Origin of the sequence: Candidatus Nitronauta litoralis (assembly GCA_015698285.1) — a bacterium.
GTDB lineage: Bacteria > Nitrospinota > Nitrospinia > Nitrospinales > Nitrospinaceae > Nitronauta > Nitronauta litoralis.
Genome location: CP048685.1, coordinates 44,360 through 71,244 on the forward strand (window position 1 = coordinate 44,360; position 26,885 = coordinate 71,244).

At 47.0% G+C, this 26,885-nt stretch carries 24 protein-coding genes; 16 read left to right on the plus strand and 8 right to left on the minus strand.

The features are described from left to right. The first annotated feature begins 22 nt into the window (after positions 1-22). Complete coding sequence (rpmB, locus tag G3M70_00215) at positions 23-232, plus strand: 50S ribosomal protein L28 (protein ID QPJ60397.1); 210 nt, start codon at positions 23-25, stop codon at positions 230-232. Here rpmB and G3M70_00220 read toward each other — a convergent pair. Then, positions 225-2,462 carry a bifunctional (p)ppGpp synthetase/guanosine-3',5'-bis(diphosphate) 3'-pyrophosphohydrolase gene (locus G3M70_00220; protein QPJ60398.1) on the minus strand — a complete coding sequence of 746 codons (2,238 nt, stop codon included), beginning with the start codon at positions 2,460-2,462 and terminating at the stop codon, positions 225-227. The two genes, rpmB and G3M70_00220, sit on opposite strands and share 8 nt — an antisense overlap. 239 nt (positions 2,463-2,701) lie before the next feature. Between G3M70_00220 and recG the strand changes: the two genes are divergently transcribed. From recG to G3M70_00235, 3 genes are all read left to right on the plus strand, one after another. After that, positions 2,702-4,825 carry an ATP-dependent DNA helicase RecG gene (recG, locus tag G3M70_00225; GenBank protein QPJ60399.1) on the plus strand — a complete coding sequence of 708 codons (2,124 nt, stop codon included), beginning with the start codon at positions 2,702-2,704 and terminating at the stop codon, positions 4,823-4,825. 130 nt (positions 4,826-4,955) lie between these two features. Further along, a complete protein-coding gene (locus G3M70_00230) occupies positions 4,956-5,867 on the plus strand; it encodes a hypothetical protein (protein QPJ60400.1) in 912 nt (303 codons plus the stop codon). A 126-nt stretch (positions 5,868-5,993) separates the two neighbouring features. Then, positions 5,994-8,177, plus strand: a complete 2,184-nt coding sequence (locus G3M70_00235; protein QPJ60401.1) for a M1 family metallopeptidase — start codon at positions 5,994-5,996, stop codon at positions 8,175-8,177. Positions 8,178-8,183: 6 nt separating this feature from the next. Here the strand turns inward: G3M70_00235 and G3M70_00240 are convergent, their stop codons facing one another. The 4 genes from G3M70_00240 to G3M70_00255 form a co-directional block, all read right to left on the minus strand. Next, the gene (locus G3M70_00240; protein QPJ63653.1) at positions 8,184-9,881 is read right to left on the minus strand and encodes an ABC-ATPase domain-containing protein; all 1,698 of its coding nucleotides are present in this window, start codon (positions 9,879-9,881) and stop codon (positions 8,184-8,186) included. 3 nt (positions 9,882-9,884) lie between these two features. Continuing rightward, positions 9,885-10,553, minus strand: coding sequence for a hypothetical protein (locus G3M70_00245; GenBank protein ID QPJ63654.1), 669 nt, complete (start codon positions 10,551-10,553; stop codon positions 9,885-9,887). A gap of 286 nt (positions 10,554-10,839) precedes the next feature. Then, the gene (locus G3M70_00250; protein QPJ60402.1) at positions 10,840-11,337 is read right to left on the minus strand and encodes a hypothetical protein; all 498 of its coding nucleotides are present in this window, start codon (positions 11,335-11,337) and stop codon (positions 10,840-10,842) included. 27 nt (positions 11,338-11,364) lie between these two features. Next, positions 11,365-11,877, minus strand: a complete 513-nt coding sequence (locus G3M70_00255; GenBank protein ID QPJ60403.1) for a hypothetical protein — start codon at positions 11,875-11,877, stop codon at positions 11,365-11,367. Positions 11,878-12,207: 330 nt separating this feature from the next. Between G3M70_00255 and G3M70_00260 the strand changes: the two genes are divergently transcribed. The 6 genes from G3M70_00260 to G3M70_00285 all read left to right on the plus strand — a co-directional run bounded on the left by G3M70_00260 (position 12,208) and on the right by G3M70_00285 (position 18,213). After that, a complete protein-coding gene (locus G3M70_00260; protein ID QPJ60404.1) occupies positions 12,208-14,217 on the plus strand; it encodes a GAF domain-containing protein in 2,010 nt (669 codons plus the stop codon). Then, a complete protein-coding gene (locus tag G3M70_00265) occupies positions 14,214-14,867 on the plus strand; it encodes a response regulator transcription factor (GenBank protein QPJ60405.1) in 654 nt (217 codons plus the stop codon). The genes G3M70_00260 and G3M70_00265 overlap by 4 nt, the downstream gene beginning before the upstream one ends. 230 nt (positions 14,868-15,097) lie before the next feature. Next, on the plus strand, positions 15,098-15,496 hold the full coding sequence (locus G3M70_00270; GenBank protein ID QPJ60406.1) for a hypothetical protein: 399 nt from the start codon (positions 15,098-15,100) through the stop codon (positions 15,494-15,496). Positions 15,497-15,599: 103 nt separating this feature from the next. Further along, on the plus strand, positions 15,600-16,040 hold the full coding sequence (locus tag G3M70_00275) for a hypothetical protein (GenBank protein QPJ60407.1): 441 nt from the start codon (positions 15,600-15,602) through the stop codon (positions 16,038-16,040). Between the two features lie 180 nt (positions 16,041-16,220). Further along, positions 16,221-17,630 (plus strand): glutamate--tRNA ligase, encoded by a 1,410-nt coding sequence (gene gltX, locus G3M70_00280; GenBank protein ID QPJ60408.1) that lies wholly within the window; start codon positions 16,221-16,223, stop codon positions 17,628-17,630. A 31-nt stretch (positions 17,631-17,661) separates the two neighbouring features. Beyond that, positions 17,662-18,213 carry a hypothetical protein gene (locus G3M70_00285; GenBank protein ID QPJ60409.1) on the plus strand — a complete coding sequence of 184 codons (552 nt, stop codon included), beginning with the start codon at positions 17,662-17,664 and terminating at the stop codon, positions 18,211-18,213. A 14-nt stretch (positions 18,214-18,227) separates the two neighbouring features. Here the strand turns inward: G3M70_00285 and G3M70_00290 are convergent, their stop codons facing one another. The 3 genes from G3M70_00290 to G3M70_00300 form a co-directional block, all read right to left on the minus strand. Next, complete coding sequence (locus G3M70_00290) at positions 18,228-18,653, minus strand: DUF5069 domain-containing protein (protein ID QPJ60410.1); 426 nt, start codon at positions 18,651-18,653, stop codon at positions 18,228-18,230. Between the two features lie 16 nt (positions 18,654-18,669). Next, positions 18,670-20,382, minus strand: a complete 1,713-nt coding sequence (locus G3M70_00295; protein ID QPJ60411.1) for a glutamine--tRNA ligase/YqeY domain fusion protein — start codon at positions 20,380-20,382, stop codon at positions 18,670-18,672. 69 nt (positions 20,383-20,451) lie between these two features. Continuing rightward, complete coding sequence (locus tag G3M70_00300; protein QPJ60412.1) at positions 20,452-22,377, minus strand: (Fe-S)-binding protein; 1,926 nt, start codon at positions 22,375-22,377, stop codon at positions 20,452-20,454. Between the two features lie 317 nt (positions 22,378-22,694). Between G3M70_00300 and G3M70_00305 the strand changes: the two genes are divergently transcribed. The 6 genes from G3M70_00305 to G3M70_00330 all read left to right on the plus strand — a co-directional run bounded on the left by G3M70_00305 (position 22,695) and on the right by G3M70_00330 (position 26,869). Further along, positions 22,695-23,648, plus strand: coding sequence for a hypothetical protein (locus G3M70_00305; GenBank protein ID QPJ60413.1), 954 nt, complete (start codon positions 22,695-22,697; stop codon positions 23,646-23,648). A 15-nt stretch (positions 23,649-23,663) separates the two neighbouring features. Next, positions 23,664-24,464: a hypothetical protein gene (locus G3M70_00310; protein QPJ60414.1), complete on the plus strand. Its 801-nt coding sequence runs from the start codon at positions 23,664-23,666 to the stop codon at positions 24,462-24,464. A 159-nt stretch (positions 24,465-24,623) separates the two neighbouring features. Further along, positions 24,624-25,208, plus strand: coding sequence for a hypothetical protein (locus G3M70_00315; protein ID QPJ60415.1), 585 nt, complete (start codon positions 24,624-24,626; stop codon positions 25,206-25,208). Positions 25,209-25,216: 8 nt separating this feature from the next. Continuing rightward, on the plus strand, positions 25,217-25,396 hold the full coding sequence (locus G3M70_00320) for a hypothetical protein (GenBank protein QPJ60416.1): 180 nt from the start codon (positions 25,217-25,219) through the stop codon (positions 25,394-25,396). A 21-nt stretch (positions 25,397-25,417) separates the two neighbouring features. Continuing rightward, complete coding sequence (locus tag G3M70_00325; GenBank protein QPJ60417.1) at positions 25,418-26,143, plus strand: DUF420 domain-containing protein; 726 nt, start codon at positions 25,418-25,420, stop codon at positions 26,141-26,143. A gap of 534 nt (positions 26,144-26,677) precedes the next feature. Then, complete coding sequence (locus G3M70_00330) at positions 26,678-26,869, plus strand: hypothetical protein (GenBank protein QPJ60355.1); 192 nt, start codon at positions 26,678-26,680, stop codon at positions 26,867-26,869. The last annotated feature ends 16 nt before the right edge of the window (positions 26,870-26,885 follow it).

Consider the following 26,885-nt stretch of genomic DNA (forward strand, 5'->3'; position numbering starts at 1 on the left):
CTGAAAATGATGAGGAAAAGCTGTGGCTAAGCGCTGTGAAGTATGCAATAAGGGTCCCATGTTTGGCAATAATGTCAGCCATGCGAACAATCATACCCGACGTCGTTGGAACCCGAATCTCAAAAAAATGCAGGCGGTTTATCGTGGAAAGGTTCAGACGATCAAGGTCTGCACCCGGTGTATCAAAGCAGGAAAGGTCACCAAAGTACCGGTTAAAGCTCCGGTCAATTGACGGCAGCGCTTGACTCCTCTGTCGACTCTGTCTCCCCTCCCCTGTCTTTCCAGTTTTCATTATTCCCGGGTTTCTTTTTTCCAAACTCCTGAACCCGGTCAATATGCAAAACTCCATCGACCTGCTTTAACCGGTCAAACATACCCATAAGATGATTTAAATCACGGATCTCTACTGTGAGATCAAAATAAGCCCGCTTGTAACCACCAATTCTCACATTGGCTCGAGTGATATTCACTTCGCACTCAGAAAGCACCTGGCTTATTTTTGCCAACTGCCCCGGTTTTTCAACACTGACGATTGAAACCCGGGTTGGAAATAGTGTTTTATTGGCAAGATCCCATTCCACTTCAAGCAATCGTTCAGTCTCATTAGCCAGGGACCCCACTCCGGGACATTCTTTATGATGTACAGAAATACCGCGGCCCCGCGTGATGTAGCCCAGGATCGGATCGCCAGGCAAAGGATTGCAGCACTTCCCCACCCGGATCATTAACTCATCATCGAAATCTTTCACTTTGATTGGGCTCGCCCCAATAGACGGTGAGGTTTGTTCTTTTTTCTCTTCCTTTGCGACCAGTTTTAACTGGTCTCTAGGGACCAGTTTCTCCAGCACGCGGCGAGCGGAAGTTTTCCCGTAACCAACAGACATCAGCAGGTTGTCAAAATTATTGAACCCACAGGAATGAATGGCTTCTTCCAGCATCTTACCCTTAAGAATCTCTTCTGGAACAAGACCTGATTTTTTAATCAGGTTTTCCAGCAACTCCATCCCCAATATCCGGCTGCGCTCCCGCTCCCGCTGGTTCAAAAAGTTGGAAATCTTGTTTCTGGCTTTGGAGGTTTTTACAATAGACAACCAATCCCGGCTGGGAAACTTTTGAGGATCAGTAACAATCTCCACCTGATCTCCGTTTTTTAATTTGTAACGAACCGATACCAGCTTGCCGTTTACTTTTGCTGCCATACAATGATGGCCGATGTCTGTGTGAACATGATAAGCGAAATCAATCGGTGTCGCGCCCCTTGGAACCGCAACAACTTCTCCCTGAGGTGTAAATACAAACACTTCCTGAAAATACAAATCCACTTTGAAAGAAGCGAGAAAATCTTTTGCATTTTTGATTTCTTTTTGTTCCTCCATCATCGTCCGTACCCAGTCGAGATGGTCGTCCAGATATTTTACAGAAGATTTTCCATCCTCCTTGTATTGCCAGTGCGCTGCGATTCCCTGTTCCGCTACTCTGTGCATCTCCGCTGTCCGTATCTGCACCTCAACTCGCTGCCCGCCAGGCCCACTTACTGTTGTATGCAGCGATTGGTACCGGTTGGGTTTAGGCATGGCAATATAATCTTTGAACTTTCCAGGAATTGGACGCCACAATGCGTGTACCACCCCGAGGACGGCATAGCACTGTTGCTCTGACTCAATAATGACCCGGAGTCCCACCAGGTCATATAACTCGTCGAATGGCAGGTCTTGTAATACCATTTTCTGGTAAATGCTGAAAAGATGTTTGGATCTCCCTTTGACGGTGGCATCAATTCCTGCAGCTTTGAGGTCCTCACTCAATAACCGACAACACTCGTCAGCATAATCACGGCGCTCCTCTTCCGCCTGCTTCACTTTTTTTACGATCTGTTTATAAGCCTCGGGATGCAAATATTTGAAGGACCCGTCTTCGAGTTCCTGTTTCAGCCATCCGATTCCCAGACGATTGGCCATTGGAGCGTAAATATCAAGAGTCTCCCGGGCGATGCGTTTTTTCTTTTCATCTGAAAGAGATTCCAGAGTTCTCAGGTTGTGGGCGCGGTCTGAAAGTTTGATGAGCACCACCCGGATATCATGCGCCATGGCGAGAACCATTTTGCGATAATTCTCTGCCTGTTTTTCTTCCTTACTGGCAAATGGCATCTGCCCGATCTTGGTCACCCCTTCTACCAGGTGATACACTTCGTCGCCAAATTGACTCTTGATCTCTTCCGGTGTAGTGAGCGTGTCTTCCAGAGTGTCGTGAAGGAGGCCGGCCGCTATCGTCTTCTCATCCATACGAAGACGGGTCAGATTGTATGCTACCTCAACAGGGTGCGATAAATACGCTTCGCCCGATGTCCTGCTTTGGCCACGGTGGGCCTTGGCCGAAAACATATAAGCATTGAAAATTACGCTAACATCGGCTGTCGGATGATAACTTAATACGGCATCGGTTATTTGCGTAATTTTAGACATAAGGTTGCCCGATCAGACTAATTTTTATCCGCAAACAAATTATTCAAGACTAACAAATTTTTTTACCTATTCTTGCTTATTATAAGGATACTTTTTAAAACCGCCCAAAGTCAAATTTCTTTTAAAATCAAGCCTCTAACCAAACCTGGCTTAAATGCATTTCAACCTCCAACCTACGTTTTGGATTTAAACAGTATTCCCTTAAGATAGGCTCTTCAAACCGGATCACGAGCTTTTCAATGGCAGATTCCCAAAAAACTTCTCTTACAGACTCAGTACAATTCATTAAAGGTGTTGGACCCAAGCGCGCTGAACTTCTAAAACGTATGGGACTGGAAACTGCCGAAGACTGTCTCCATCTTTTGCCCAGCCGGTATGAAGACCGCTCACAGGTTCGAATGATTGCTGAATTACGCGCTGGTGAAACGGCCACTGTCACGGGAACAATTTTGGACTCCGGGATACTCCGCCTGGGCCGGCGAAAACGATTGTTTGAAGTGGTTATTGAAGACGATAGCGGTCTGCTACGGGCTAAATGGTTCAAGTTTCGCGATGCGTACATGGCGGAACGCTTTGCACCCGGACTAAAGGTGGTTCTTTCAGGAAAAATGACAGAAAATAAATATCTGGGTACGGGACTGGAAATTGTCCACCCGGATATTGAAATCCTGCAGGATGACGAGATTGTAAAACCCGACTCGGGTCAAATCATTCCTATCTACCCCTCAACTGAAGGCCTGAACCAGAAAAACCTTAGGCAAATCATGCAGAATGTGGTCGATCATTACATTCCACTCATACAAGAATTCATTCCGGAAGAAGTTCTGACACGGAACAAACTGCCAGACCGGCGCTCCGCTTTTCAGGAAACCCATCGCCCTCCTTCAAATCAGAGCATGCGTAAACTGGAGCAATTTCGTACCCCAGGTCAGCTACGACTTATATTCGAAGAGTTCTTCTTTCTCCAACTCAGCCTGGCACTAAAACACTTGAACCATGAAACAAAAGAAAAGGGAGTCGCTTTTAAGACAAGAGGCCCACTGATTCAACGCTTTGTCAAACATCTCCCCTTTGAACTTACCGGTGCCCAAAGAAAAGTGTTGGGAAACATCATGGACGATCTTGAACAGGAGCACCCAATGAACCGACTCCTCCATGGAGATGTCGGAAGTGGAAAAACCATTGTCGCTCTTATAACCCTGCTCACCGCAATTGATAACGGCTACCAGGGAGCCCTGATGGCCCCGACGGAACTACTGGCTGAGCAACATTTCCAGGGCCTGAAACCCTTCTGTGAAAAACTGGGGGTGTCAATTGATCTTGCGACAAGTGCCTTGACCAATAAAGAACGGAACAATGTTCTTGGAGACCTGGCTTCAGGGAAAACACAACTGATCGTAGGCACCCATAGCCTGATTCAAAAAGATGTGCAATTCCGGGAACTGGGATTGGTGGTGATCGATGAACAGCACCGATTCGGTGTATTGCAAAGAGAAGCTCTCGGTAAAAAAGGTTTTCAACCGCATGTGCTGGTCATGACCGCTACCCCTATCCCGCGTTCACTTGCAATGACACTTTATGGAGATATGGATGTTTGCCAACTCGATGAAATGCCTCCAGGCAGACAGCCCATTAAAACCTATAAGTTTTATGAAAACCGGCGCGAAGAGGCTTACCAAAAAATCGACGCCGAGATTAAAAATGACAGACAAGCCTATATCGTTTGTCCCCTCATAGATGAGTCAGAAAAGGTGGATTTACACACTGCCACAGAAGTCTTCGAAGATCTAAAAAGAAAGTTCCCTGCATGGAAATCAGGGTTACTGCACGGTCGCATCAAAAATGAAGAGCGGCAGCAGATGATGCAGGAGTTCAAAAAAGGGAACCTGCAGGTTTTGGTCGCGACCACAGTTATTGAAGTTGGCATTGATGTTCCCAATGCCACAACCATTTTGATAGAGCATGCAGAAAGATTTGGACTTGCGCAATTGCATCAATTACGGGGCCGGGTCGGGCGTGGAAAATATTCTTCGCAATGCCTGCTGGTGGCACACCACCCGATCACTCCCGAAGCCAAAAGAAGACTGGATGCCATGGTCAAATCTCAAAACGGGTTTCTCATTGCGGAAGAAGATCTCGAAATCAGAGGGCCGGGAGATTTTATGGGAACACGACAATCAGGCCTTCCTCTTTTAAGAGTCGCAAACCTTGTTCGAGACGCAGAGCTCATCACTCCGGCGCGAAAAGAAGCATTTGCTTTGATTGAGCAGGATCCAGACCTATCACAAGCAAAACACAAACTTCTTAAGCAGGCACTGCTTCACTACGTAGGCGATCGTGCAGGCCTGGCTTCAATTTTATAAACAACAATCCATTTCTCTGATTTAAGCGCTCTTGCAAGATTAAAAAACTTTTAGTGGATTTTAATCACATAACCTTTTTACAATGAAATCAATGGAATAATAATCGATCATTTCACAAAAGGTACCAAACATGAAAAGATTTTGTCTCGCCATCGCTATTCTATTCGGGTTTGCAAATCAAGCTCTGGCTCACCAACCCGAGATGAAAATTGCCCATGCGGGATGGAGTCAAAACGAAATTCATTTCGCTCGGTCCTCTATGAATGATCCCTCCCCAATTCCTGTCGAAAGCAAATCCAAATTCATCATCCTGGCAGATCGTGATGACGACGATGATGACGGGGGACACCATCACAAAGGGAAAGGCAAAAAAAAGCATTGGAAAAAACACCACGATGGCGACGATGACGATGACGGTTATCGAGGTAAAAAACGAAAGAAAAATAAAAAAAATAAACACAAACATAAAAAGCACTGGAAAAAGGAACACCGTCACTACGACTACCACGACGCAAAATGGAAGCCTTACCACAACCGCCGTCTTCCGGCCTGGGCCCGGGACTGCGGTCTCCCTCCGGGACTTGCCAAACAAAACAAGATCCCTCCAGGATGGGAAAAGAAATGCCGCAAAGGCTACAAATATTATGAACGCGAAGATGAATTCAGGCGGGACGTCGAGATTGAGTACAGCAAGACTCACGGCAGGAGGCCCGGTGACTCTGGAAAAATAGACACGAATGCACCGAGCTATCAGGTCATTTACAACATGGATGATTCCGACTGCAAGGTCAAAGCCCTCAAGCAAGCGGGTAGTGTAGGAGAAGGCGTTGCCAAAGGAGCCGTTTATGGAGGTATTCTAGGAGCGGCTACGGGCGTCCTGATTGAAGCGGTACAGGAGGATGGCAACCAGGAACACGGAGCTATTTACGGTGCCACAGGTGGAGCTGCCGGAGGTGCGGTTCTCGGAGGTATCCTTGCCAGCAATGAGTTCAAAGAGCAATACCGAGAATGCATGCGCAGGCGCGGTCACAAGGTTAGATAATTACCCTGACATAGTTGCGCACTTTCGCTGTTGTAGCGTTAAAAAAGTTTTCCCTTTTGTTTTTATCAAACAAAAAGCTTCATAAATAGTTCACGGAATTTTATTCAACATCTCCCGGACATAAAATTGTCAACAATTCGCCGTGGGTTTACCTGCCTTTTCTTGTCCCTTTTTTTTCAAGGAGCCCTTCTGTGCCCGCCTCCTGCACTAGCAGGAGGTCTAAAGCGGCCAGTTGAACACAAACTGTCTATTGAACTGAAGCCACACCTCGGAACGCTAACCGCAGAAGATGCCCTCACACTTTATCCTGGCAAATGGAACGAACCCTCCTTTGTATTCCTCCTTCATGGGGACTTTAAAGTCGACCCGGTCGAAATTCCTCATCAGGGAGACTGGAAAATTTCAGCGACAAAAACAAGGGATGGAAGCAAACCCATAAACCGGATTGAAATTTTTAAGCCCACCAACAATAACTGGCCCGACTTTATTCAATTTAAATTTCGTTACCGGGGCCCCTACCGGGACCTCCAGGAAACGGGAGAGCAAAATAGTGTAGAAAACGCCCACACTGTTTTCCTGAGTCAAAACAGTTTGTTCTACCCGGTCATTGAAACCGGAAATGCATCTCCCCTTATTATCTTTGAAATGCAAACCACCACTCCACCAGGCTGGGAAGTGGTCAGCGAAGGGAAACGTATTTCCCACATTGACAATGGCGGACGTATCTCAACTCTTTGGAAATGCGACGATCCGATGGAGGAAATTCATCTCATCACGGACCGTTATCATGAATTCAGGGGTCGATGGGAAGACATTGACCTGCAAGTGTTCCTGCGCAGTAAAGATCCGGAACTAGCCCAACGTTTTATAGAAACAGCAAAACTATACATCCCGTTTTACCAAAGGCTGATTGGTTCTTATCCCTTCGTTAAATTCGCAGTTGTTGAAAATTCTGAGCAAACGGGTTACGGCATGCCTTCGTTCACATTGCTTGGATCTCAGGTAATCCGTTTTCCTTTCATCCTGCACACCTCTTATCCTCACGAAATCCTTCATAACTGGTGGGGAAATGGAGCGTTCGTAAAAACAGAAGAGGGAAACTGGTCCGAGGGACTCACTACTTACCTTGCCGACCATCTCATGCAGGATCTCAAGGGGAAAGGTGACCGTTATCGTTTTCAGGAATTGATGAAATACAAAAACTATGTGTCCAAAAAAAATGATTTTCCCCTAAACGAGTTTATTTCCCGCACAGACATGACAACTCAGGCAATCGGTTATGGAAAACTCGTGATGGTTTTTCACATGCTACGCAAACGAATTGGAGAGAAAGTTTTTCTGGATGCCTTGCACGACTTTTATTTTGAACATATTTTCAAGCGCGCAGGATACCAGAACCTGCAGGAAGCCATGGAGGCGCACTCAAGACAGGATCTTTCGACTTTTTTCCGACAATGGATTTCTTCAAAAGGAGCTCCCCAAATCACCCTTGGAAAGGTTTCTTCTCAAAAAACAAAAACAGGATTTCAGTTGGACTTTGAAGTCCTCCAGAACCAAAATGGATCTACATTCGATCTGGACCTACCCTACATTATTTGGAGTGAAAACAATGCCGCTCCCCTAATCAAGATGGCAACTATCACGCAATCGAATCAAAATTTTTCAATTTCACTTTCAAGCGCACCACGTGCAATTTTGCTAGATCCCTGGAACGAGGTTTTTAGACAATTGAATGAAGGCGAGGTACCTCCAAGCATCTCTCAATCTTTTGGGGACTCCCAAAGCCTAATTGTCATTGAGGAAAATGGAGAGCAAGCTTTACAGGGAGCCTATAAATATATAGCGTCGACTCTCAACGGTAAAAAAGATACTGAAGCCGATTGGTTGGAACAAGGAGACCATTCCGTCTGGCTGTTGGGCCATCACTTTCAAAAGAACCAACCCCTTTTAAAATGGCTGGAGACAAAGGGCATCATTGTCAAACAAGACATTATCAGGATCGACGGTCAACCGTATTCACTTAAGGAACACAGCGTAGCGTTAACCGTTCCCCACCCAAAGTCACCCCGCCATTCCATTTCCTGGATCCTGCTCCATTCAGCCGAGGCCGCGAAGGGGCTTGCCAGAAAACTGCCCCACTACGGTAAGTACGGTTATCTGGTTTTCAAGGGCGATCAACCCACCAATGTCGCCAAAGGAGCCTGGCCGGCAAACCCGAAAGGGCGACTCCATCGTTTTTCAAATGGCCCTCTACCCTTGCCTGAGCAAAAACCGCTGGTCGATTTTCGCCCCGGTGACCCGCTTGAATAGTTCGTTTTAAAATCTCATTCGGCTCAAAACCGCCATCACTTCATGCAATCGCGGTAAAGAAACCAGCCCATTATTCCAGGGTAACAGACAGGACACATTGTTTTCCATTTTGGAAAGAAGTGATTTCACACCAGCGACACTGGATCCTTCATTTTTCTCAAGCCATTCCTTTAATGCATGTAAAATCCAACCGCATGCTTCCAGTTGCCCCGTCTCGACCAATTGCTCAATCTCGTGCGTGTCAATCTCGTTTATCCCAAGGAGCAGGGAATCGCAACCTCGGGACGAAATAAACACTTCTCTCTTTCCTTTGCGAAATTTTAAATTCTCAGGTGAATGCCTGCCAGGTATTAAATCGGGAAATGGCATGGGGGTTTCCCTGTTTCGTCCAGTTGGCATAGCTACTGCAATTTTTCTCGCCTCTTCACTGACAAGGTGTGGTTGAAAGTTTTCCATAGCAACAACCGTATCAGCCACATCAAAATAATCTCCCGAACCACCCATAACAAGGACAGCACTGATATTGAATCGTTCGTACAATTCCCGTACGCGATCAATGAAGGGTGTGATCGGCTCCTGTTCTTTGTGAATCAAAGCCTGCATACGGGCATCCCGGATCATAAAATTGGTTGCACAGGTGTCTTCATCCAGAAGCAGCAACTTGCATCCAGATTGAAGTGACTCCACAATATTTACGGCTTGCGAGGTGGAACCGCTCGCGTTTTGTGTTGAGAAGGTTTCAGTAGATTCAATTCCTGGCAAATTATCGAGGAATGGGGAGATATCAACTTTATTCACAAAACGTCCATCTTCAGCACGCACCTTGACAGCCGTAGGGTTAACGGCAACCTGTTCACGTCCGTCACCCGGAATATGCGGATACACTGCATTCTGCAGAGCTTTTAATAATGTGCTTTTCCCATGAAACCCGCCGCCTACCAGAAGCATGATGCCCTTTAAAATTGGCATGCCTCGAATTTCACCTGCATTGGGCAATGTCACCCTGTCTGAAAGTTTTTCCGGTGCGATAAACGATTGGCACTCTTTCAGGGGTAAATCGGAATTGCCCGCTGCACGGGCCAGGCAGGAACCATCAGTAACAAACCCGACCCAACCCTTCTCGTTCAACAACCCTTGCAAACAATGAAAATCTTCAAAGGTCTCCGTATGTAGCTTCAAGGCAGGCATGTCCAGCGTTTCAGCAGCAAGACTCTGTCGCAAAATACCGGCAACATCCTCTTCAAATAAACGCCAGCATTCCAGACCCAGTATACGCCTTCCTTCTGCCGGTAAACCGACAAAGAACACCAACTCGATTTGATTTTTAGAAACTGTTACGGCTGACCTTTTAATTATTTTCTGAGATGGGAAAAGCGCAGTGATGATCCCACTTTTTCCAGCACCCTTTGGCTTTATTTTCCTTGTCAAAACAGCTTTATGAAATCGACGAAGCAAAAAGTCTTCTACAGCAATCCTTGACAAAGCCGTATCACACACAGCATCCGGTAATCCACTCAACTTGAAAGGTAAATTTGCTGTCATACGCGAGGGTTCCGCAAAAGCATCTCCCTGCACATGCTCAAACTTTAGCTGGATAGGACCAAAAGCCCAATCTGTTCCCTGCAAATCCTTATAAGCTTTGTAACCGCGACCCTCTACTCTTGTGAGCCGCTGCTTCAGGGTTTCAGGCGCTTCAATATTCATCATTTAAACCGAGGAGTAATTTCCGGCAAATCCTGCCGCAGAAATTCCTGTTGGCAGAAAACGCCTTGCAATAGAAGCAATTTCATCACGATAATTGAGTTGCACCGAAGCGGGCATCAATGCTTCCATTTTTTCGGGCAATACAGTTTTCAAGGTTCGTGACCCGGTGGCAGTACCATCCCCTTCTATAAAATGATCCACGACAACAGCCTGGGCACCGGCTCGTGCGAGTTTTCTAAAAAACCTTTCCGGGTGTTCCATTGGCAAAAGTGGAGCCATGCACACCACAACAAATAAACCGGCATCGGATAAGTTGTGGACGGCTTCAATCCTTTCCTCCACACCACAGGCCTGCTTATTCAAACCCTGTATATGCTCGCGATCCGTTTCTATGGAGATATGGACTCGCAGGTCCGTTTTTCCGGAGAGTGCCCTGATCAGGTCTTTGTCATCAAGGATGGATGTTGAATGTGTTTGCAGGATTAATTCTTCTGGCGGATTGTCGGTCAGGGCTTTTAACAACTGCCGGGTGATTCTGAATTTTTTCTCGGCAGGTTGCCAGGGTTCTGTTGAACTCGAAAAAAAAACTGAAAATGGACGGTCCCTTCGGTGGGCCCACCGTCTTTCCCTTTCACAAGTCTCTTTATAAACCCTGGCGGCGTTTGACTTCACTTCCAGAAAAGAGCCCCACCTTCTTCCGCGTGTAAGCCAGCCGTTCGATTGGACGTAACAGCCGGTCCCACACAAAGTATTGCCCAGGCCACAACCAATGTACGGATTGATTGAATGAGTACAAACAGGCTCCAGGAATCCCCCGGAACGTGTGAGTATGGATCGGCACTGGATTTGTTCAATGACCATGCCTCCATTTTACTTAAAAATCCGTTTCAAAAAGAAAAAAAGCCCCCCGGAAATTCTCCGGGAGGCTGAAACTATTTACCACTTCTATGAGCAAATGTCAGGACTGAGGCTTTTCTCCAGACCACCATTTCCCCCATTTTACAGAGGAAATATTCTGGTCGAACAAGGGAGCCGCCTGGGAGTACACCTCAAAACCACCATACCCATTCTGGCTTGGAACCGAATGCCAGACACCCTTAGGGAAATCCATCAAATCCTGTATCCAGACCTGCCGGTCGTCTGTTTTTCGAATCACCAGAAACCCGGCGTTTCCTTTAAAGTGCGGACGGGCGTAAAGCGTAACAATTCTTCCCGCCTCCCCATCAAGAGTCAAGGAATAACGCTTTTGTCCCTGAAAATGATTGAAATCATCAATGCGTCCACGGTCCTCACCATGAGGGACATCGTATAAGGCGAAGTTACCGCCATAGGAATACCCCAATTCTCTCAAACCCTCTGCATTGAGGATTAGTCCGCTCCGACCTTTGGCCCCGGAAGAAATCGGCAGGAATAACAAGATGCTCAACACAATTGCCAAAACCTTTGATTGCGTCATGATGTCTCCTTTCCCTCCTGCTGAATATTAGTGAGCACTTCCAGGAACTTCCTGTCCCCACCAGTGGCCCCACTTGACTGATGCAATATTTTGGCTGAATTGGGGAGCCGAAGCGTAGTATGCCTCGTATCCTCCGTATCCATTTTCAGGCGCACGTTTCACCCACTGGTTTGCCGGAATCGACTCGATTTCCGTTAGCCAGATTTGTTTGTCATCCGTTTTTCTAATAATCAGGTATCCACGTTCCTTCCTGTAATCCACATTTCCGAACAAAGTGACCGTCGATCCAGGCTTACCACGCAAGGTGAACGTATAACGCCCCTGACAATTATTGTCACGATAATTGAAAAAATTAGGTTGATCCTTCCCTGCATGAAAATCGAGAAGGCTTTCGCAGACCGGGGTACGTTGCAAGGTATCTATTTCGAGAAGCGGTCCTTTATTCAAGACCAACTCCCCACGCATTTCAATCGCCTGAACAGGAAAAGCAAACAAAAGAGCCAGAATTATTGAGGGAACTACTCGAGATAATTTCGTCACGATATTCTCCTTCTAAAAGGGAGCCACAACTCCTGGAGCTTTTTCTTTTTAATCTGCGGGAGTCACGAAAGTTCCGCCTCTTTAAGTTATTAGTCGATAGATTTCATAGACTCATTACAAAATATTCGCCCCACGGCGGAAATTTCCTAACCCCATGATTTAATATCAGTATACACTGCCAAAACCTTCCCAAAAAACCCGAAGTTCAGCTATTACCTGATTTGATTATGGGGAACCAAAACCTTTGAAAAAAGCCGTATAAAGGATGGCCTATCTCGCGATAGCAATTCTTTATGTTATGTTGAAGGACTATCTTTTTCGTAAAGACCCATGAATCTCATTTCCGAAAAATTTCAAAAGAATTCTAATTTGCTGCCGCTCCTTTCCCTGGGAACCGCCGGGTTTGTCCTTTTTATAGACTGGGTCAGTCCTCTTGGGATTTCAGACGGTGTTTTATACGTTGCTCTGGTTTTACTTGGATTACTTACTGGCAAAAGGAAGTACATCTTGATAGAAGCGACCGCAGGAACAGTTCTCTGTATCTTCGGAATTTTTATTTCGCCATCAGGTGGTGAATTATGGAAAGTGCTCTTAAACCGTTTTTTGGCCATCATTGCGATCTGGCTCACTGCCATGTTGTGTTTATTACAGCAACGCACCCAACAAAAACTGCAAAATGCCCATAAGGCTCTTGAAGAAAACGTCAGGATTAGAACACAGGAGCTTCATCAAGCGCATGAAAAACTCATACGTGAAAAATCTTTCCTTGAACTCAACAAAAACCTGACTGCAGTTGCCAATATTAGCGGGTCCGTTGAAGGTACGATCCAATTCGCACTTGATCAACTTTGCCGACATACCGATTGGCCTGTGGGACACCTCTATATTGTGGAGGAAGGCAAAAAAGACCATCTGATATCATCTAACATTTGGCACTTTTCTGAAGAAGAAGCGTTTCTAAATTTCAAAAGGATCACTGAATCAACCAGTTTTGAACCCGGTGTGGGGCTTCCGGGGCGCGTACTCGAAAGCGGCAAACCTGCCTGGATCACTGATGCCACGCTTGATGAAAATTTTCCGCGGGCGCATTTGGACAATAACATTGGCATCCGTGCCGGGTTTGCGTTTCCAGTTTTGATCGGAAAAGAAGTGGTGGGAGTTATGGAGTTTTTCTCCACTCGAGCAGTGGAACCCCAAACAGAAATGCTCGAAGTCATGTCGCAGGCAGGAATTCATTTGGGTCGTGCTATTGAGCGTCAGCGGGCGGAAATTCATCAGGAAAAACTACTCTCAATCCTGAAAGAACGAATCAAAGAGCTTACCTGCTTGTACCAGGTCTCCCATTTAATCGGAACTTCAAAATCCCTCGAAATGATTTTCAACAAACTGGAAGCCAACATCAAGCCCGGTTGGCAATATCCGGAGGCCACACGGGTCAAAGTTCGATTCGACAACCAAACTTACGGGTCACCTCTTTTCGAGGGTTCACCCTGGATGATTTCAGCGCCGATTTTTGTATCCGGCATTCAAAGGGGTACTCTTGAGGTTTTTTATAGCAAAGAAAAGCCACAAACCCACGAAGGTCCATTCCTTAAGGAAGAGCGACATCTGATAGAAACTCTCGCCAATTTATTAGGAATAGCTGCTGAGAGGATAACAGCAGAAAAAAATATCCTCAAATCCGAAGATCAACTGCGAAACCTGTACCACCGGCTACAAAACATCCGCGAAGAAGAGCGTTCACGTATCGCACGGGAGTTCCACGACCAGTTAGGGCAGGTTTTAACTACACTAAAACTCGAGCTGGACCTGCTCGATAAAAAGCTGCACCGCATTGCCCCAGCCCTTAGAGAAAATACTCAACGACTATTGGAACTTGTAGATGGCACTCTGCCTGCTGTAAAACAATTAGTGATGGACTTGCGTCCTCCTGTACTCGACGACCTCGGGTTGCAGGATGCGATTGAGTGGCAGGCTCAGGACTTTGAAAAACGCACAGGCATTGATTGCATTGTACAGGTGCACAATTTGCCCAAATTGCTAACTCCGGAACAGGCAACAGCATTGTTCCGGATCTTTCAGGAAACGCTGACCAATATCGTACGACACGCACAGGCCTCACAAGTTAGTGTATGTCTGAAACAGGTCAATGGTCATGTGATTCTAAAAGTAGCTGACAATGGAAAAGGAATCAAATCAAGCAAGATTTCCGATTCGAAATCTCTTGGTATACTGGGAATGAAGGAACGCGTTTTGCCCTGGGGTGGCAAAGTGGATATCCAGGGCGAGGAAAACAAGGGAACCACAGTGACGATCCAAATTCACACGGAGACAACATGAACAACTTAGCAACCAGAAGAAAACCTATCACCCTCCTGATAGTGGACGACCATCCTCTTTTCCGCAGAGGATTAAAAAATGCCTTTTCAGAAACCAATGATATCGAAGTGATCGGGGAGGCCGATTCGGGACATGGAGCCGTCAACCTGGTCAAGAAGTGTAAACCCAGCCTGGTCCTGCTTGACATTGCCTTACCAGACAAACACGGACTGGAAGTGGTTCGACAAATGCAGGAAGAATTTCCGAAAGTCCCTCTTCTTGTTCTCAGCATGTACCCTGAAGACCAGTACGCTGTTCGCTTTTTCAAAGCCGGTGTTGCGGGCTACCTCACCAAGGACAGCAATATGGACACTATCCTGGAAGCCGTGCGCAAGGTGGCAGGTGGTGGCAAATTCGCCACCCCAAAGGTCACCGAAAAACTGGCATTCGACTTTCTCCAAACAGACAAACCACTGCATGAACTGCTTTCTGACCGCGAATACCAGGTCTTTCTCATGATTGCCTCTGGCAAAACTCTCACTGAAATTGGAGAAGAATTATCTCTCAGCGTTAAAACAATCAGCACCTACCGCACCCGCATTCTGGAAAAACTGAAAATGAAAAAAAATGCAGAAATTATTTACTATGCAATCGAAAATCAGCTGATATAGAAAAAAGACCGCAAGATTCCAGGCAATACCTTCTCCGCCGTGTAGGCAAAACTGAGATCGTGGAAGGTGTTTTTCCTACATGAAATAAAGCCAACCACTGATATCCTCCATTCCCATTCTTCACTAAAATCTGGCCTGTAACATTATTAGAAGGCCTGTCTTCGGCGGCGTTATGCCCATAGACAAATCCCCTGTGGAATGCCTTTTAGAATTGAGAATCGGGAGGTATTATGGGTCTTGCCAGAGGTTTGGGAAAATCTGCATTTTTAGTCAATGCTTTAATTCTTATCCTGATATATCTACTTGTCGTCTCTCCAGCCCTCGCTAAAGAACCCAGGCATCTAATTAAACTCAACAAAGTAAGCTTTGATGCCCCCGTTAAAGTTTTTCAGGATTCACCTGTGACTTTAAAGAACGATTGGGGTTTCTCATTGCACCAGACATCCATATCACAAATTGAATCCGGAGCAGAAATTGCCAGGATACAAACTGTAATGGCGGGTCAAACCGTAAGTTTAGAGTTTCCCCGGGAGGGTGAATATTCGATCTGTTACTTCCTTTCTCCAGAGCAGCAACCGGAAAAGGAACGGTGCTTTTCCCTCAACGTAGTTCCCTTAAAAACTGCGTAAGTGAAAAGTAAACGTCAAACTATAATTCAAGTCGCTCATTCCCGTTCAATGTTGGTTTGATTAGTAAGTTTCTTAACCCTTGCCTTTGAAAGGAGAGCAAGCAATGAAAAAAGTTCTTATCCTCACCGCCCTGTTTTTTGCAGGTTCGGCGGTATCCGCTCAAGCGGGCACCATCAACCCAGGCGAATCTACCGAATGTAACAACGCTAACTCCATCACCGTTGAAGTTGCTAACATTCCGAATGCAGCTACCGAAAAATTCGGCTATACCAGCAACGATCGCGGTACCGGCAGCCTGGTTGTCTGGAAATCCGCAAATGCTACCACCGTTCCGCTGACTCTTGGGCCAGCTGACGACAACCGTTCTCTCAATACCACGGACCACGGAAAAACCGGTATTGAAGTTATGGGTTCCATGGGACGTAACAAAGTTGTCCTGACCAAACAGACTGCTTTCAGCCGTGGCGACAGCATCGGGGACATTGCAGGTCTCGTACGGTTTACCAACACGGGAACCAACCCTGTTTCAATTGCTTGTAACTAAGTCTTGTACTTACGTTTAAAAAGTTTTTGGAAATAACGCAGTCCCCTCACGACTGCGAGCAATACATCCCTTACCCAGGGGAAGGCCGGCTCTCACGAGCCGGCCTTTTATTTTGGCCTAAACTTAAAATCCTGCCTTTAATTTGCTAAGCTATCCGTCCTAAATCACCGGAGTTGGTTCATGAACGATAAAGTACGCGTGCGATTTGCCCCCAGCCCTACCGGCTATCTCCATATCGGAGGAGTGAGGACGGCCCTGTTCAATTGGCTTTATGCCCGTAATCAGGGGGGCACCTTCGTCCTGCGCATAGAAGACACCGATGCCTCGCGATCAACCGATGAGTCCATACAGGAAATTCTGGCCGCGATGGCCTGGCTCGGGCTGGATCATGATGAAGGACCCTATAGACAGACCGAGCGCCAGGATTTATACAATCGGAAAATCCAGACCTTGCTCGACAACGGTCAGGCCTACCGCTGTTACTGCTCAGCAGAAAGAGTCGAAGAACTTCGCAAACAATTGCAGGCTGAAGGCAAAAACCCTATGTACGATGGGCTTTGCCGCAACCGTGAAGATCAACCCGATGAACCCCACGTCATCCGCTTGAAGTCTCCATTAAAAGGCAACACCGTCTTCAATGATCTGCTTCGTGGCAATATCAGTTGGGACAACACCGAACTCGACGACTTCATCCTGCAACGGACCGACGGCACCCCCACCTATAACTTTGTTGTAGTGGTTGATGATGCTGATATGAACATCACCCACGTGATAAGAGGCGACGACCATTTATCGAACACTCCAAAACAGATACTGATCTTTGACGCGCTGGGTCTGCCGCGACCGAAATTCGCCCATATCTCGATGATTCTCGGCAACGATAAAAAACGCTTGTCCAAACGGCATGGAGCCACTTCAACGCTCGCTTATCGAGACGATGGCTTTCTGCCCGATGCCCTCGTCAATTATCTTGCGCGGTTGGGCTGGTCGCATGGCGATCAGGAACTATTTTCGCGCGACGAATTGATCCAGCATTTTTCAATGGATTCCATCACCACCTCTGCCGCAGTATTTAATCCTGAAAAACTGCTTTGGGTTAACGAACAGACCATACAAGCCACACCGGATTCAAACCTGGCCACGCTGATCGAGCCGTTTCTGGTAAAAGGGGGGATTCTGGAAGAAGGCCATAGTTTCCCGAAAGATGACATCATCCGCGCCATGCCAGCCCTTAAAACCAGAGGCAAGACGCTAATCGAGGTCGCTCAGGCGGGAACCTTTTATTTTAAAGAAACGATCGAATACGAAGAGAAAGCCGTCACTAAATTTCTGAAACCGGAAGCTAAACCCCTGTTGGAGTCAGTCATCACCGGTATTGAAACCATGGCCGAACCACTTCAAAGTGATGCACTTGAGATCTTGCTCAAGAAAATTGCAGAAGACGCCGGGCTCAAGTTTGGAAAGCTCGCGCAACCCATGCGCGTGGCTCTCACCGGAGGCACTGCCAGCCCCGGCATCTACGATGTCGTCCTGCTGCTCGGGAAAGACAGAAGTCTGGCACGCCTGAAGCACGCGGTCGGTTTGTGTTGATTTAATGGCCCGGCTGGGTTAGCCTCTATTCATGCCTGTTCCACATTTCAAAACTTCGGTCGTTACCGCAATTGCCCTTTTACTGGCTTTTACGCCTCTGGCCAACGCATCAGACCTTGCGACCTGTCTGAAAAAGGTCGCCGATGAAGATCTGAACCAGAAGATCAGTTTTCAAGGACAGATGCGGGATATCATCATTTCCAAGCAAGCGGACCTGAACACCCTGGCCACATTGCAGCACGACTTCCAGGTTGCATTGGGAAAAAACCGCAGCAACCGATTAAAATACCTTGTCGATCACAATATTGACCGAATTTCTACAAATGAACTGTCCCAGTTTCGTAATTTTGACTGGACCGAGGAAGATCAGGAAGGTTTTTTAAAGGCAGATACATATAATCAAGAGCAGTTAAGTCAGATATTTGAATTAAAAAGAAAAAACCAGAACCACCCGGACTGGCCCAAGATGAGAGAGTTTATGGAGAAACACCTGCGCGGTTCAAAAGAATTTCAGGACCTGATGAAAACCTTTGCAGGCACCCAGGCCAACACGGAATCTCAGCTAAAGAGTTGCTCGAATTAGTTTAAAATTTTTTCCTAATCCTTCCGTCCTTCGTTCACTTCAATCAAATCAAAAATAGTTTCAATATCATTACGGTCAGCAAGCCCATCGTCGCTCTTGTAGTCCTGGAGTCGCTTTGTGATCCCGTTGTCTTCATCTCGCCAACCCAGTTTTTCCAGGAATTTATTGAACAACAACCGGTCAAAGTCTGTACGGGGAGTTCCATTTTCGTAGCACCATTCCAGGATTTCCTCGTCACCCTTTCCGGCTTCAACCTGAGCAGCCACATCGCTGTATTTCACACCAAGAAACTTGCAAAGATATCCATCCATTCCCTTACCGAGACGTTCTTTATAGTCGTCTGGCAGGTCACCACTGAAATTCAGCCAGATCTTATCGACCATCCTGGCGAAATGATACATACCACCAATAGTGTCTAACGGACTGCGCGGGTAGGCCATGACACACCTCCTGAATTCAACCAGCTTTGCCTTTCTTAACCATTTTACCCCAGGTGTCTTTCAACGTCACGGTGCGATTGAACACAAGAGTGCCGGGTTTGGAGTCCGGATCAACACAGAAATATCCCATCCTTAAAAACTGGAAACGCTCTCCTGGCTTGGAGTTTTCAAGTACAGGCTCTACTTTCGCGTTTTTTATAACCTTGAGCGATTCCGGATTAAGACCGTCTTTCAACTCCGGACAAGCTTTGGTATCCCAGGGTGCTTCATGCGTGAAAAGATGATCGTATAATCTCACTTCGGCATTGACCGCATGTTGCACCGACACCCATTGGAGGGTGCCTTTGATCTTGCGCCCGTCTTTGGGGTTGCCGCCTCCGAAGGTATCGGGATCATAACTGCAATGCAGTTCAACAATATTGCCCGCTTCATCCTTGATCACTTCATCGCAACGAACAACGCAGGCGTGCTTGAGTCGAACTTCTTTGCCAGGTGACAGACGGAAGAATTTCTTCGGTGGGTCTTCTTTAAAATCGTCCCCATCGATATAGACCTCGCGACTGAACGGCACCTTGCGGTGACCATCGGCTTCATTTTCAGGATTATTCTCGGAATCGAATTCGTCGACCTGCCCTTCCGGGTAATTGGTGATAACGAGCTTCAGTGGATTGAGTACGGCCATCACGCGATGTGCGGTCTTATTGAGTTCTTCGCGTAAACAGTGTTCGAGTTGTGCGATTTCCACTGTACTGTTCGCCTTGGCCACGCCAATCCGATCACAGAAATCACGGATGGATTCTGGTGTATAGCCGCGTCTCTTCAGTCCGGAAATAGTCGGCATACGGGGATCGTCCCAACCGCTGACAGTCCCCTCGTTGACCAACTGGATGAGCACCCGCTTGCTCAACATCGTGTAAGACAATTGCAGCCGCGCAAATTCGTACTGTCTCGGATGAAACACATCGAGTTTATCCAGGCACCAGTCGTAAAGCGGGCGGTGGTCTTCAAACTCCAACGTACAAATGGAATGCGTGATATTTTCAACCGAATCACTCTGCCCGTGTGCCCAGTCGTACATCGGGTAAATACACCAGGCGTCACCCGTGCGTGGGTGAGTCGCTTTTAAAATGCGGTACAGCACCGGATCGCGCATATTCAGATTGCCGGAAGCCATGTCTATTTTGGCACGGAGCACCTTTTGTCCGCCGTCGAACTCGCCCTGCTTCATCCGTTCAAACAGGTCGAGGTTTTCCTCAACGGTTCGGTTTCGAAAAGGGCTTTCCTTTCCCGGTTCTTTAAGAGTGCCGCGGGTTTCGCGAATTTCATCAGCCGTCTGATCATCCACGTAGGCATCGCCCTGCTCAATCAACTGCACCGCCCACTGGTAAAGCTGGTCGAAGTAATCGGAGGTATAACACTCCGGCTCTTCCCATTTGAAGCCCAGCCAGCGCACATCTCCCTTAATCGCATCGATATACTTCTGCTCTTCCTTGACCGGGTTGGTGTCATCAAAACGCAGGTTGCATTTTCCACCAAACTCCTTTGCCAAACCAAAGTTCAGACAGATTGATTTGGCGTGCCCGATATGGAGAAATCCGTTGGGTTCCGGAGGAAAACGAGTGTGGACGCGGCCCTCGTTCTTTCCCCGGCTCAAGTCGTCCTCAATTATTTTATGGATGAAGTTCGCAGGAGTAGCGCCTTCGTTCTCTTTTTCATTCGATTCGTTCATCTGGACAACTTTCATTTTGGGTTAGTGCAGGCGCATTGTAACAGATCGCCAATAATTATTTAGGCGCTATCAACTCTCCACAATCATCTCAGAAATATCCTTTACCTTTATATTTTGTCCACGTGATTTTGCAGCATCCTCCAGCATGAGCACGCAGTAAGGACAGGAGACCGCGATCGTATCCGGTTCCTCAACCATCAATTCATCAAGGCGCTGTTCATTCATTCGTGTGCCAATGTTTTCTTCCAGCAAAAACCGTGCTCCACCAGCGCCGCAGCAGGTCCCGCGTTCGCGACTATTCTCGACTTCCAACACGTCACCCTGCGCCGGTGCTAAAACATTCCGAACTGCATCGTATTCCCCATTGTGCCGCCCCATGTAACAGGAATCGTGGACGACGGTTTTACCTTCAACACGGGCTTGTTGAATTTTTCCTTCAGCCGCCAGGGATTCCAACAGCTGCGAATGATGAATCACTTCCAATCGAGCACCAAACTCCGGGTATTCATTTTTTAAGGAATTGAAACAATGCGGGCAGTGGGTCACAATTTTTAAAACATTTTCTTCTTTGAAAGTCTCCACATTCTGTTGGGCCAGCATATCGAATAAATACTCATTTCCCAGGCGACGCGCCGGGTCTCCGGTACACCCTTCCCTGTTACCCAGAACCGAAAAAGAGACACCCGCAGTTTGAAGCGCACGGGCGACCGATTCTGAAATCGCTTTTCCGCGTTTATCAAATGACCCGTTGCACCCGACAAAATACAGATATTCCGTCGGGTTGTTTTTATCCCACTCTGGCAAACCCGCTTCTTTCGCCCAGTCAGCGCGGGTGTTGGCGGGAAATCCCCATGGGTTCGAGTGTGTTTCCAGAGAGCGAAACGCCTGCCCCAGTTCGTGGGGGTAGCGGTCCTCCATCATTACCAGGCCTCGCCTGAGGTCGACCACTTTGTTGACGTATTCGATCATCACCGGGCATTCCTCTTCGCACGCCCCACAGGTGGTGCAAGACCAGATTGTTTCATCATTCAACACTTCCCCAAGAAGTTTGGTCCGTTCAATTTCTTCGCGCTGGTCTTTGGGAGTGGCGAGCAACTCTGGAGACATTGCGTTGAGGTGATCGCGTAAATTGACTGTGAGTGTTTTGGGAGACAAGGGTTTACCGCTGTTCAAAGCCGGGCAGAAGACATCGCACCGTCCGCATTCTGTGCAGGTGTGCAAATCCAGCATTTGTTTCCAGGTGAACGTTTCAATCCGGGTAACACCGAATTCCTCTTCATCCTCTGCCTCAAAGTCCAGTCGCTTGATACCATTGCCAGGACTTCCGGCTCTGGAGAAAAATACATTGGGGATGGAGGTAACGATATGAAAATGCTTCGATCTCGGCAGGAGGTTGACGAAAATCAGGATCGTCAGAATATGGGTCCACCATGCTGCAATCTTGACTTCCGGGTAAGGTATTCGGTCGAAGGCAAGGTCCGAGGACATGATGATCAGGATCAGAACAAGAATCAGGAGACCTTCTCCCGATAAAGTCAGTCGCTTGGGTTTAACGATCAGACGACGGTACAAGCCATATAAGCAGGCAAACGAAATCAGGACAACAACGGTATCTTTAAGGTAATAATATGATTGCCAGAAAAACGATGAACCCGTGGCGCCTTCTGCCGAATAAAGAGAAGGAAAAAATCCCCAAAGAAAAAACTCGAAAGCTCTCAGGAGAAGAATCAGAAATCCCCAGAAAATCAGGGCATGCATCCAACCCGGTCCTTTGTCTTTGAACATTTTGGACTGGCCAAATGCGATTTTAAATACCGCGACGATTCTTTCTGGTATGTTTCCAAACCGGTTGTCAGAAGCTCCCATTTGGAGCACTTGCCACTTTGGCCACAGTCCCCAAAAAAATCCAGCGGCCGCGATCAAAACAATTCCGCCAAGAAGCCATGGCAAAACAGCTGGTGGGAACCCTCCTACGCTTTCCAAGTTTGTTTTCATTTAGCCATCAAGAGAACACCTCAAGCAAAAGATTAAGGTACCCCTATAAGTAGTTAATTTTAAAATAAAAATTCAACAGAACAACCAAGTAAGACCCGATGAGTTTCATCCCTTTGTCATTTTCATTCACTTTACCTTATGCTATCATTGTTTCAAAGTGTTAACGGGACCTCGCCCTATTTGGCGGCGGTATGTTACATTAGTAGTTCGGTTCTGAGTCGCAGGTGGTGATCGTACCCTATAGGTAAAAAACCTGGATCAAATTCCGGTCTTCTTCCTGCCCTTTCCTTTTCCCAAAAATGGTTGAATACAACCCTATGCAAACAAAACACAAATCCTGCCAGCCACTGATTTTCGGCTCACTTTTTCTAATCACAACCATCTGGGGTTCCCCTGCTCTTGGAATCCCTATCGGCGATGCTTTTGAAATTGACGACGGTTCGCGTCGCCCCATTTACGATTCGCATACCTACAACCCGACCAATCAGTCTCATGAACCGATGTTGAAAGAGTTGAACCCGACTTTAAACCCAAAACTCAACCTGGATCACCCGTACCCCGAGTATCTTGAAAAATTCATGAAAGAGGACCGATATCCTCTCTACTACAAGCAACTTCTTGAAGTTGAGCCGGATGATCAGGTTCAAAGCAAGGTATTCAACCCTGAAGCATTTAAGGGCGTGAGGCGTATTGGGGTCATCAAGTTTGAAAATAAAACCAAAGGAATGGACAAGAACGAAGAGGCCGGCAGCCTGGTTGCGGAACACGTATCCTCTGAATTGGAAACCGCTGGCAGGTACGCGGTTATTCACCCAAAAAAAATGGTTGAAGAATACCAGATGAAGATGATGACCACTCCTGAGAGTCTTCGCAATTCCGGAGCAACCACGTCTGGTAATTCTCCACAGGCGCTGAAAGCTGGCAAGGTGAATGCACAAAGCACCACCACCTACGACTTGCCTTATTCTGCAGACAAAATTGATGCCGTCATGATCGGCGCAGTGACCCGCTACGGCAATACTTTTTACGATCAGGACAACAAACCATCACGAAGCCCCGGGGTGGCGCTGGAGTTTGGTGCCTATCTTATTAGCACCAGGACCGGCGAAGCAATTTGGGGTGCGCGCTTTGTAGGATCCCAGAAGCCTTCCATTCGCAATATCCAGTTCGGAAAACTGCGTTGGCTTAACAAACGGGAATTCACCCAAATGGTTGTCAGTAAAGTCCTCAAGGATTTTTCTGAAACAAAAATCACATCATCAGGCAAGTAAAGCGAGAAGATCATCATGAGCGAACCTTTCCAACAATCAGCTACTTTAGCGGAGCCTAAAGATCCGGAGAAAGAAAAAAAGCGCAAAATGTGGCGCAACCTTTTCATCCTCAACCTTTGCATCTCCTTGTTGCTTATGGGGCTGTTCTGGCTGCCTCATAAATTCGTTCAGTTAAATGAGTTCATGGGTTCCTCAAGCGTAGAGCCGCGCCGCAAAGCTCCCGCATTTATGGAAGCGAATGAGGAAGCCAAACCTCAGCCTCCTTCCCATTTAAAGGAGTCCAAGTTTGCCATGATAAATGCGACCTCTGAAGAAGATTGGACCTATTTCGACTTTTCCCGTGGCAAGCAGGTCGATATATTTGACAAGAGTTCACGGGAGTGGGACCTTGCGTTTCGCCGCGGAAACGTATTGACCAATGGAGGCGCAACCAACAAATTTGGTAAGGGAGGAGTGCTTGATCTCGGTGAAGTCGACTTTGATTCCGTTGACCAGGTACCGAACCGGCCCTTTGTGGCCGACCAGTCGACCCGTACCGAAACCAAAAACGAGGCACTGGCTCAATGGTATAGTTACAACTATATTACGCACAAGCTGACCCCCCGCAAACACGTTTATATTGTGAAGGCGGCCGATGGCCGGTATGCCAAGGTCCAGTTTCTCGGGTTTTATTGTGCCAACAAGGAACCGGGCTGCGTACAGATACGTTATACTTTCCAGGATAATGGAGCCCCCAATTTCATGAAAAACCAGGAAAAAGAAGCCCCCATTAAGGAGGCCTCGATCCCATCCGACCAGAAAACATCCGACCTGTAACCCAATTGCATACCTCCTGACTTAAACAGGGGGTTTTCTTGACTGGGGTTTTGAGACATAATGCAGGTTTGGCAATTTCAAACTGAACTTACCGGTCTTTCCACACCCAAGACCGTCATTCTGATTTTTTCGATAATGATAGCCGTTTAGGAGGAGTACATGTCAACATTGAAAGGCATTTTATTCAATCAGGCCGCAACTGATGCAATCAACGGACTGATTGAAACTTTGCAAACAAAATACACCAAAAAGAAAGGCCGCCGCTTTAACAGTGCAAACATCACTTATGAGATCAGCCGCCCGCATCTCAATGGGAACTCCCTGGAGTTTGAAATCAGTTCCAAAATTCCCCAAGACGAGATCAAAGATGACGATGAAATGAAAAATTATTTTCTGGAGATAAAAAACAAAGTCAATTCAGAAAAAGACAAGCCGGTCTCTATCGAAATGGAAAATATTGTTTGGGACTCCAAAAAAGACAGTGAGAAGGAGCGCGACTACGTCAAGCTACTTTACAGCTATCCCTTGGACGACTTGTTTAATGATAAAAAAGTTCAGGACGAATACGAAACAGTACGAAATGATCCCAAGGAAGAAAACCTGCCTCAATCCACAGGGGCGATGACAATTGCAGGGGGGATCGTGCTAAAACAAGTTCGCGAAACCATCTACAATTTTGGATTGAATCACATCAATCAGCTCATGGAAGCGAACAAAACCATTCGAGCCCAACTGAAAAAATAACTCAGGCCATGAACTCCGTCCGCTATTTTTTCGGCCGTGCCCTGCAATTGCTCGGGATGGCCACCATCACCCTGGTGGTGTTCCAGTTTTTCACAACCATGGGTATGGAGACCCTGCTCTACTGGACAATCCTGGGGATCGGAGAGTTTTACGGCGGAACCTTGATCCTTGGCAAAAGCGACAGCTGACCCAACTTTGTCCCCACTATCATGAATGAATTCTTAAAAACTCCTGGTTTTATTGTCAGCACCGGAACGATAGGGGCAGACATCAGCTATCTTCTGGCTGTCGTGTTCACCACGCTGTTTCTTATTGCCTGGGGCATGGCTAAAAAAGGGTACGGTACCCGTCACCACAAGCTGATCCTGATCTCCATGGTTTCCATGGTCCTGTACTTCGTGGGTTATTATTATGCACGGTCATTGGGAGCACTGGCATTTGAGGGCAAGGAAGGGTTTGGGGGCCCCGTGGAAACCTACGAGGGCGTATTTCTCCCTGTATTAAATACACACCTGATTCTGGTGCTGTTTGGTTTTATTCTCACTTTCTATATGATCTGGGAGGGGTTTCGGGCGAGCAATAAAGAAAATGGGGAATGGGCCTTGAAATCGGGACCAATGAAGGTTTCCCCACAGAAATTCAGGCGGCTGGTTTTGGGAATTCTTGGCATTGGGGCAGCCAACCACCTCCTGCAATGGGTTGCAAGAGATCAGTTCCCCTGGCAGGCACAAATGGCCTATGGCCTTATATTTCTAACCTTTGTGCTCATAGTCAGTATTGAAAAACTGATCGAGAAACTGTTGCCGGATGGTGCCACACGGCACCGGATTTTAGGCCGAATTACCATGGTGGTTTTTGCACTCATTTTATGCACCAGTACAGCCACCTACCTGATGCTTTATGTATTTTACCCGGCAAACCCGGCAGGCAGTTAAAACGGTCAAATCCGGGGAGTTAGAGGGTGCCCCCTGGAATGAGGGTGGTTGATTTTTACCCTTGACCAATCACTGGGGCTATGATAAATTTCGCCCGTTCAGATGACTTCGAAATACATGAGCAGGAGATAGAGTGCCATCAGGCCATTAACACCCAGACCTATCAAAACAATAGTATCAAACAGTTTTCCGTCTTTGCTGGCCATAAGCTCCTCATTAGTTAAAAAGTTAGCGTAAACTATCACCCGCAAATGCGGAGTGTCAAGAATAAAGGGCTGTTTTCTTAATCGGTTTGCCACCGGGCGGTTAATCAGCTACAAGCGATTACCAGATTTTGCAAAACTGCTAAATCATTAATCTAATTCAAGGAAAGCCGAATGCTGCAAAAATTTAAAGAAAAATCCGGTCCCTATATTTACATCGCCACTTGCGTGTTCTGTCTCTGGTTTTTCTACTGGTTTGCTTCCGTTTGGCGGTAACCTGACACAATCTATTTAAAAGAATTTTTTAACTTTTAGTGGAGAACCCATTTCCATGGCACAAGACGAAATTATCGAAGACGAACCCAAAAAAGGAAACATGGGTGTTGCTATCGTCTGGTACGTTATTGCACAAGCTGCGATGTTCCTGTACTACTTCGGTATCAACAACGCCCTCATGAAAGTCCAGGGTCTGAAGTACTGCTACCTCGGATGTTTCTGGCCCTTCACCTCTGGTGGTGGTTGATCCAGAAAGTTTCTGA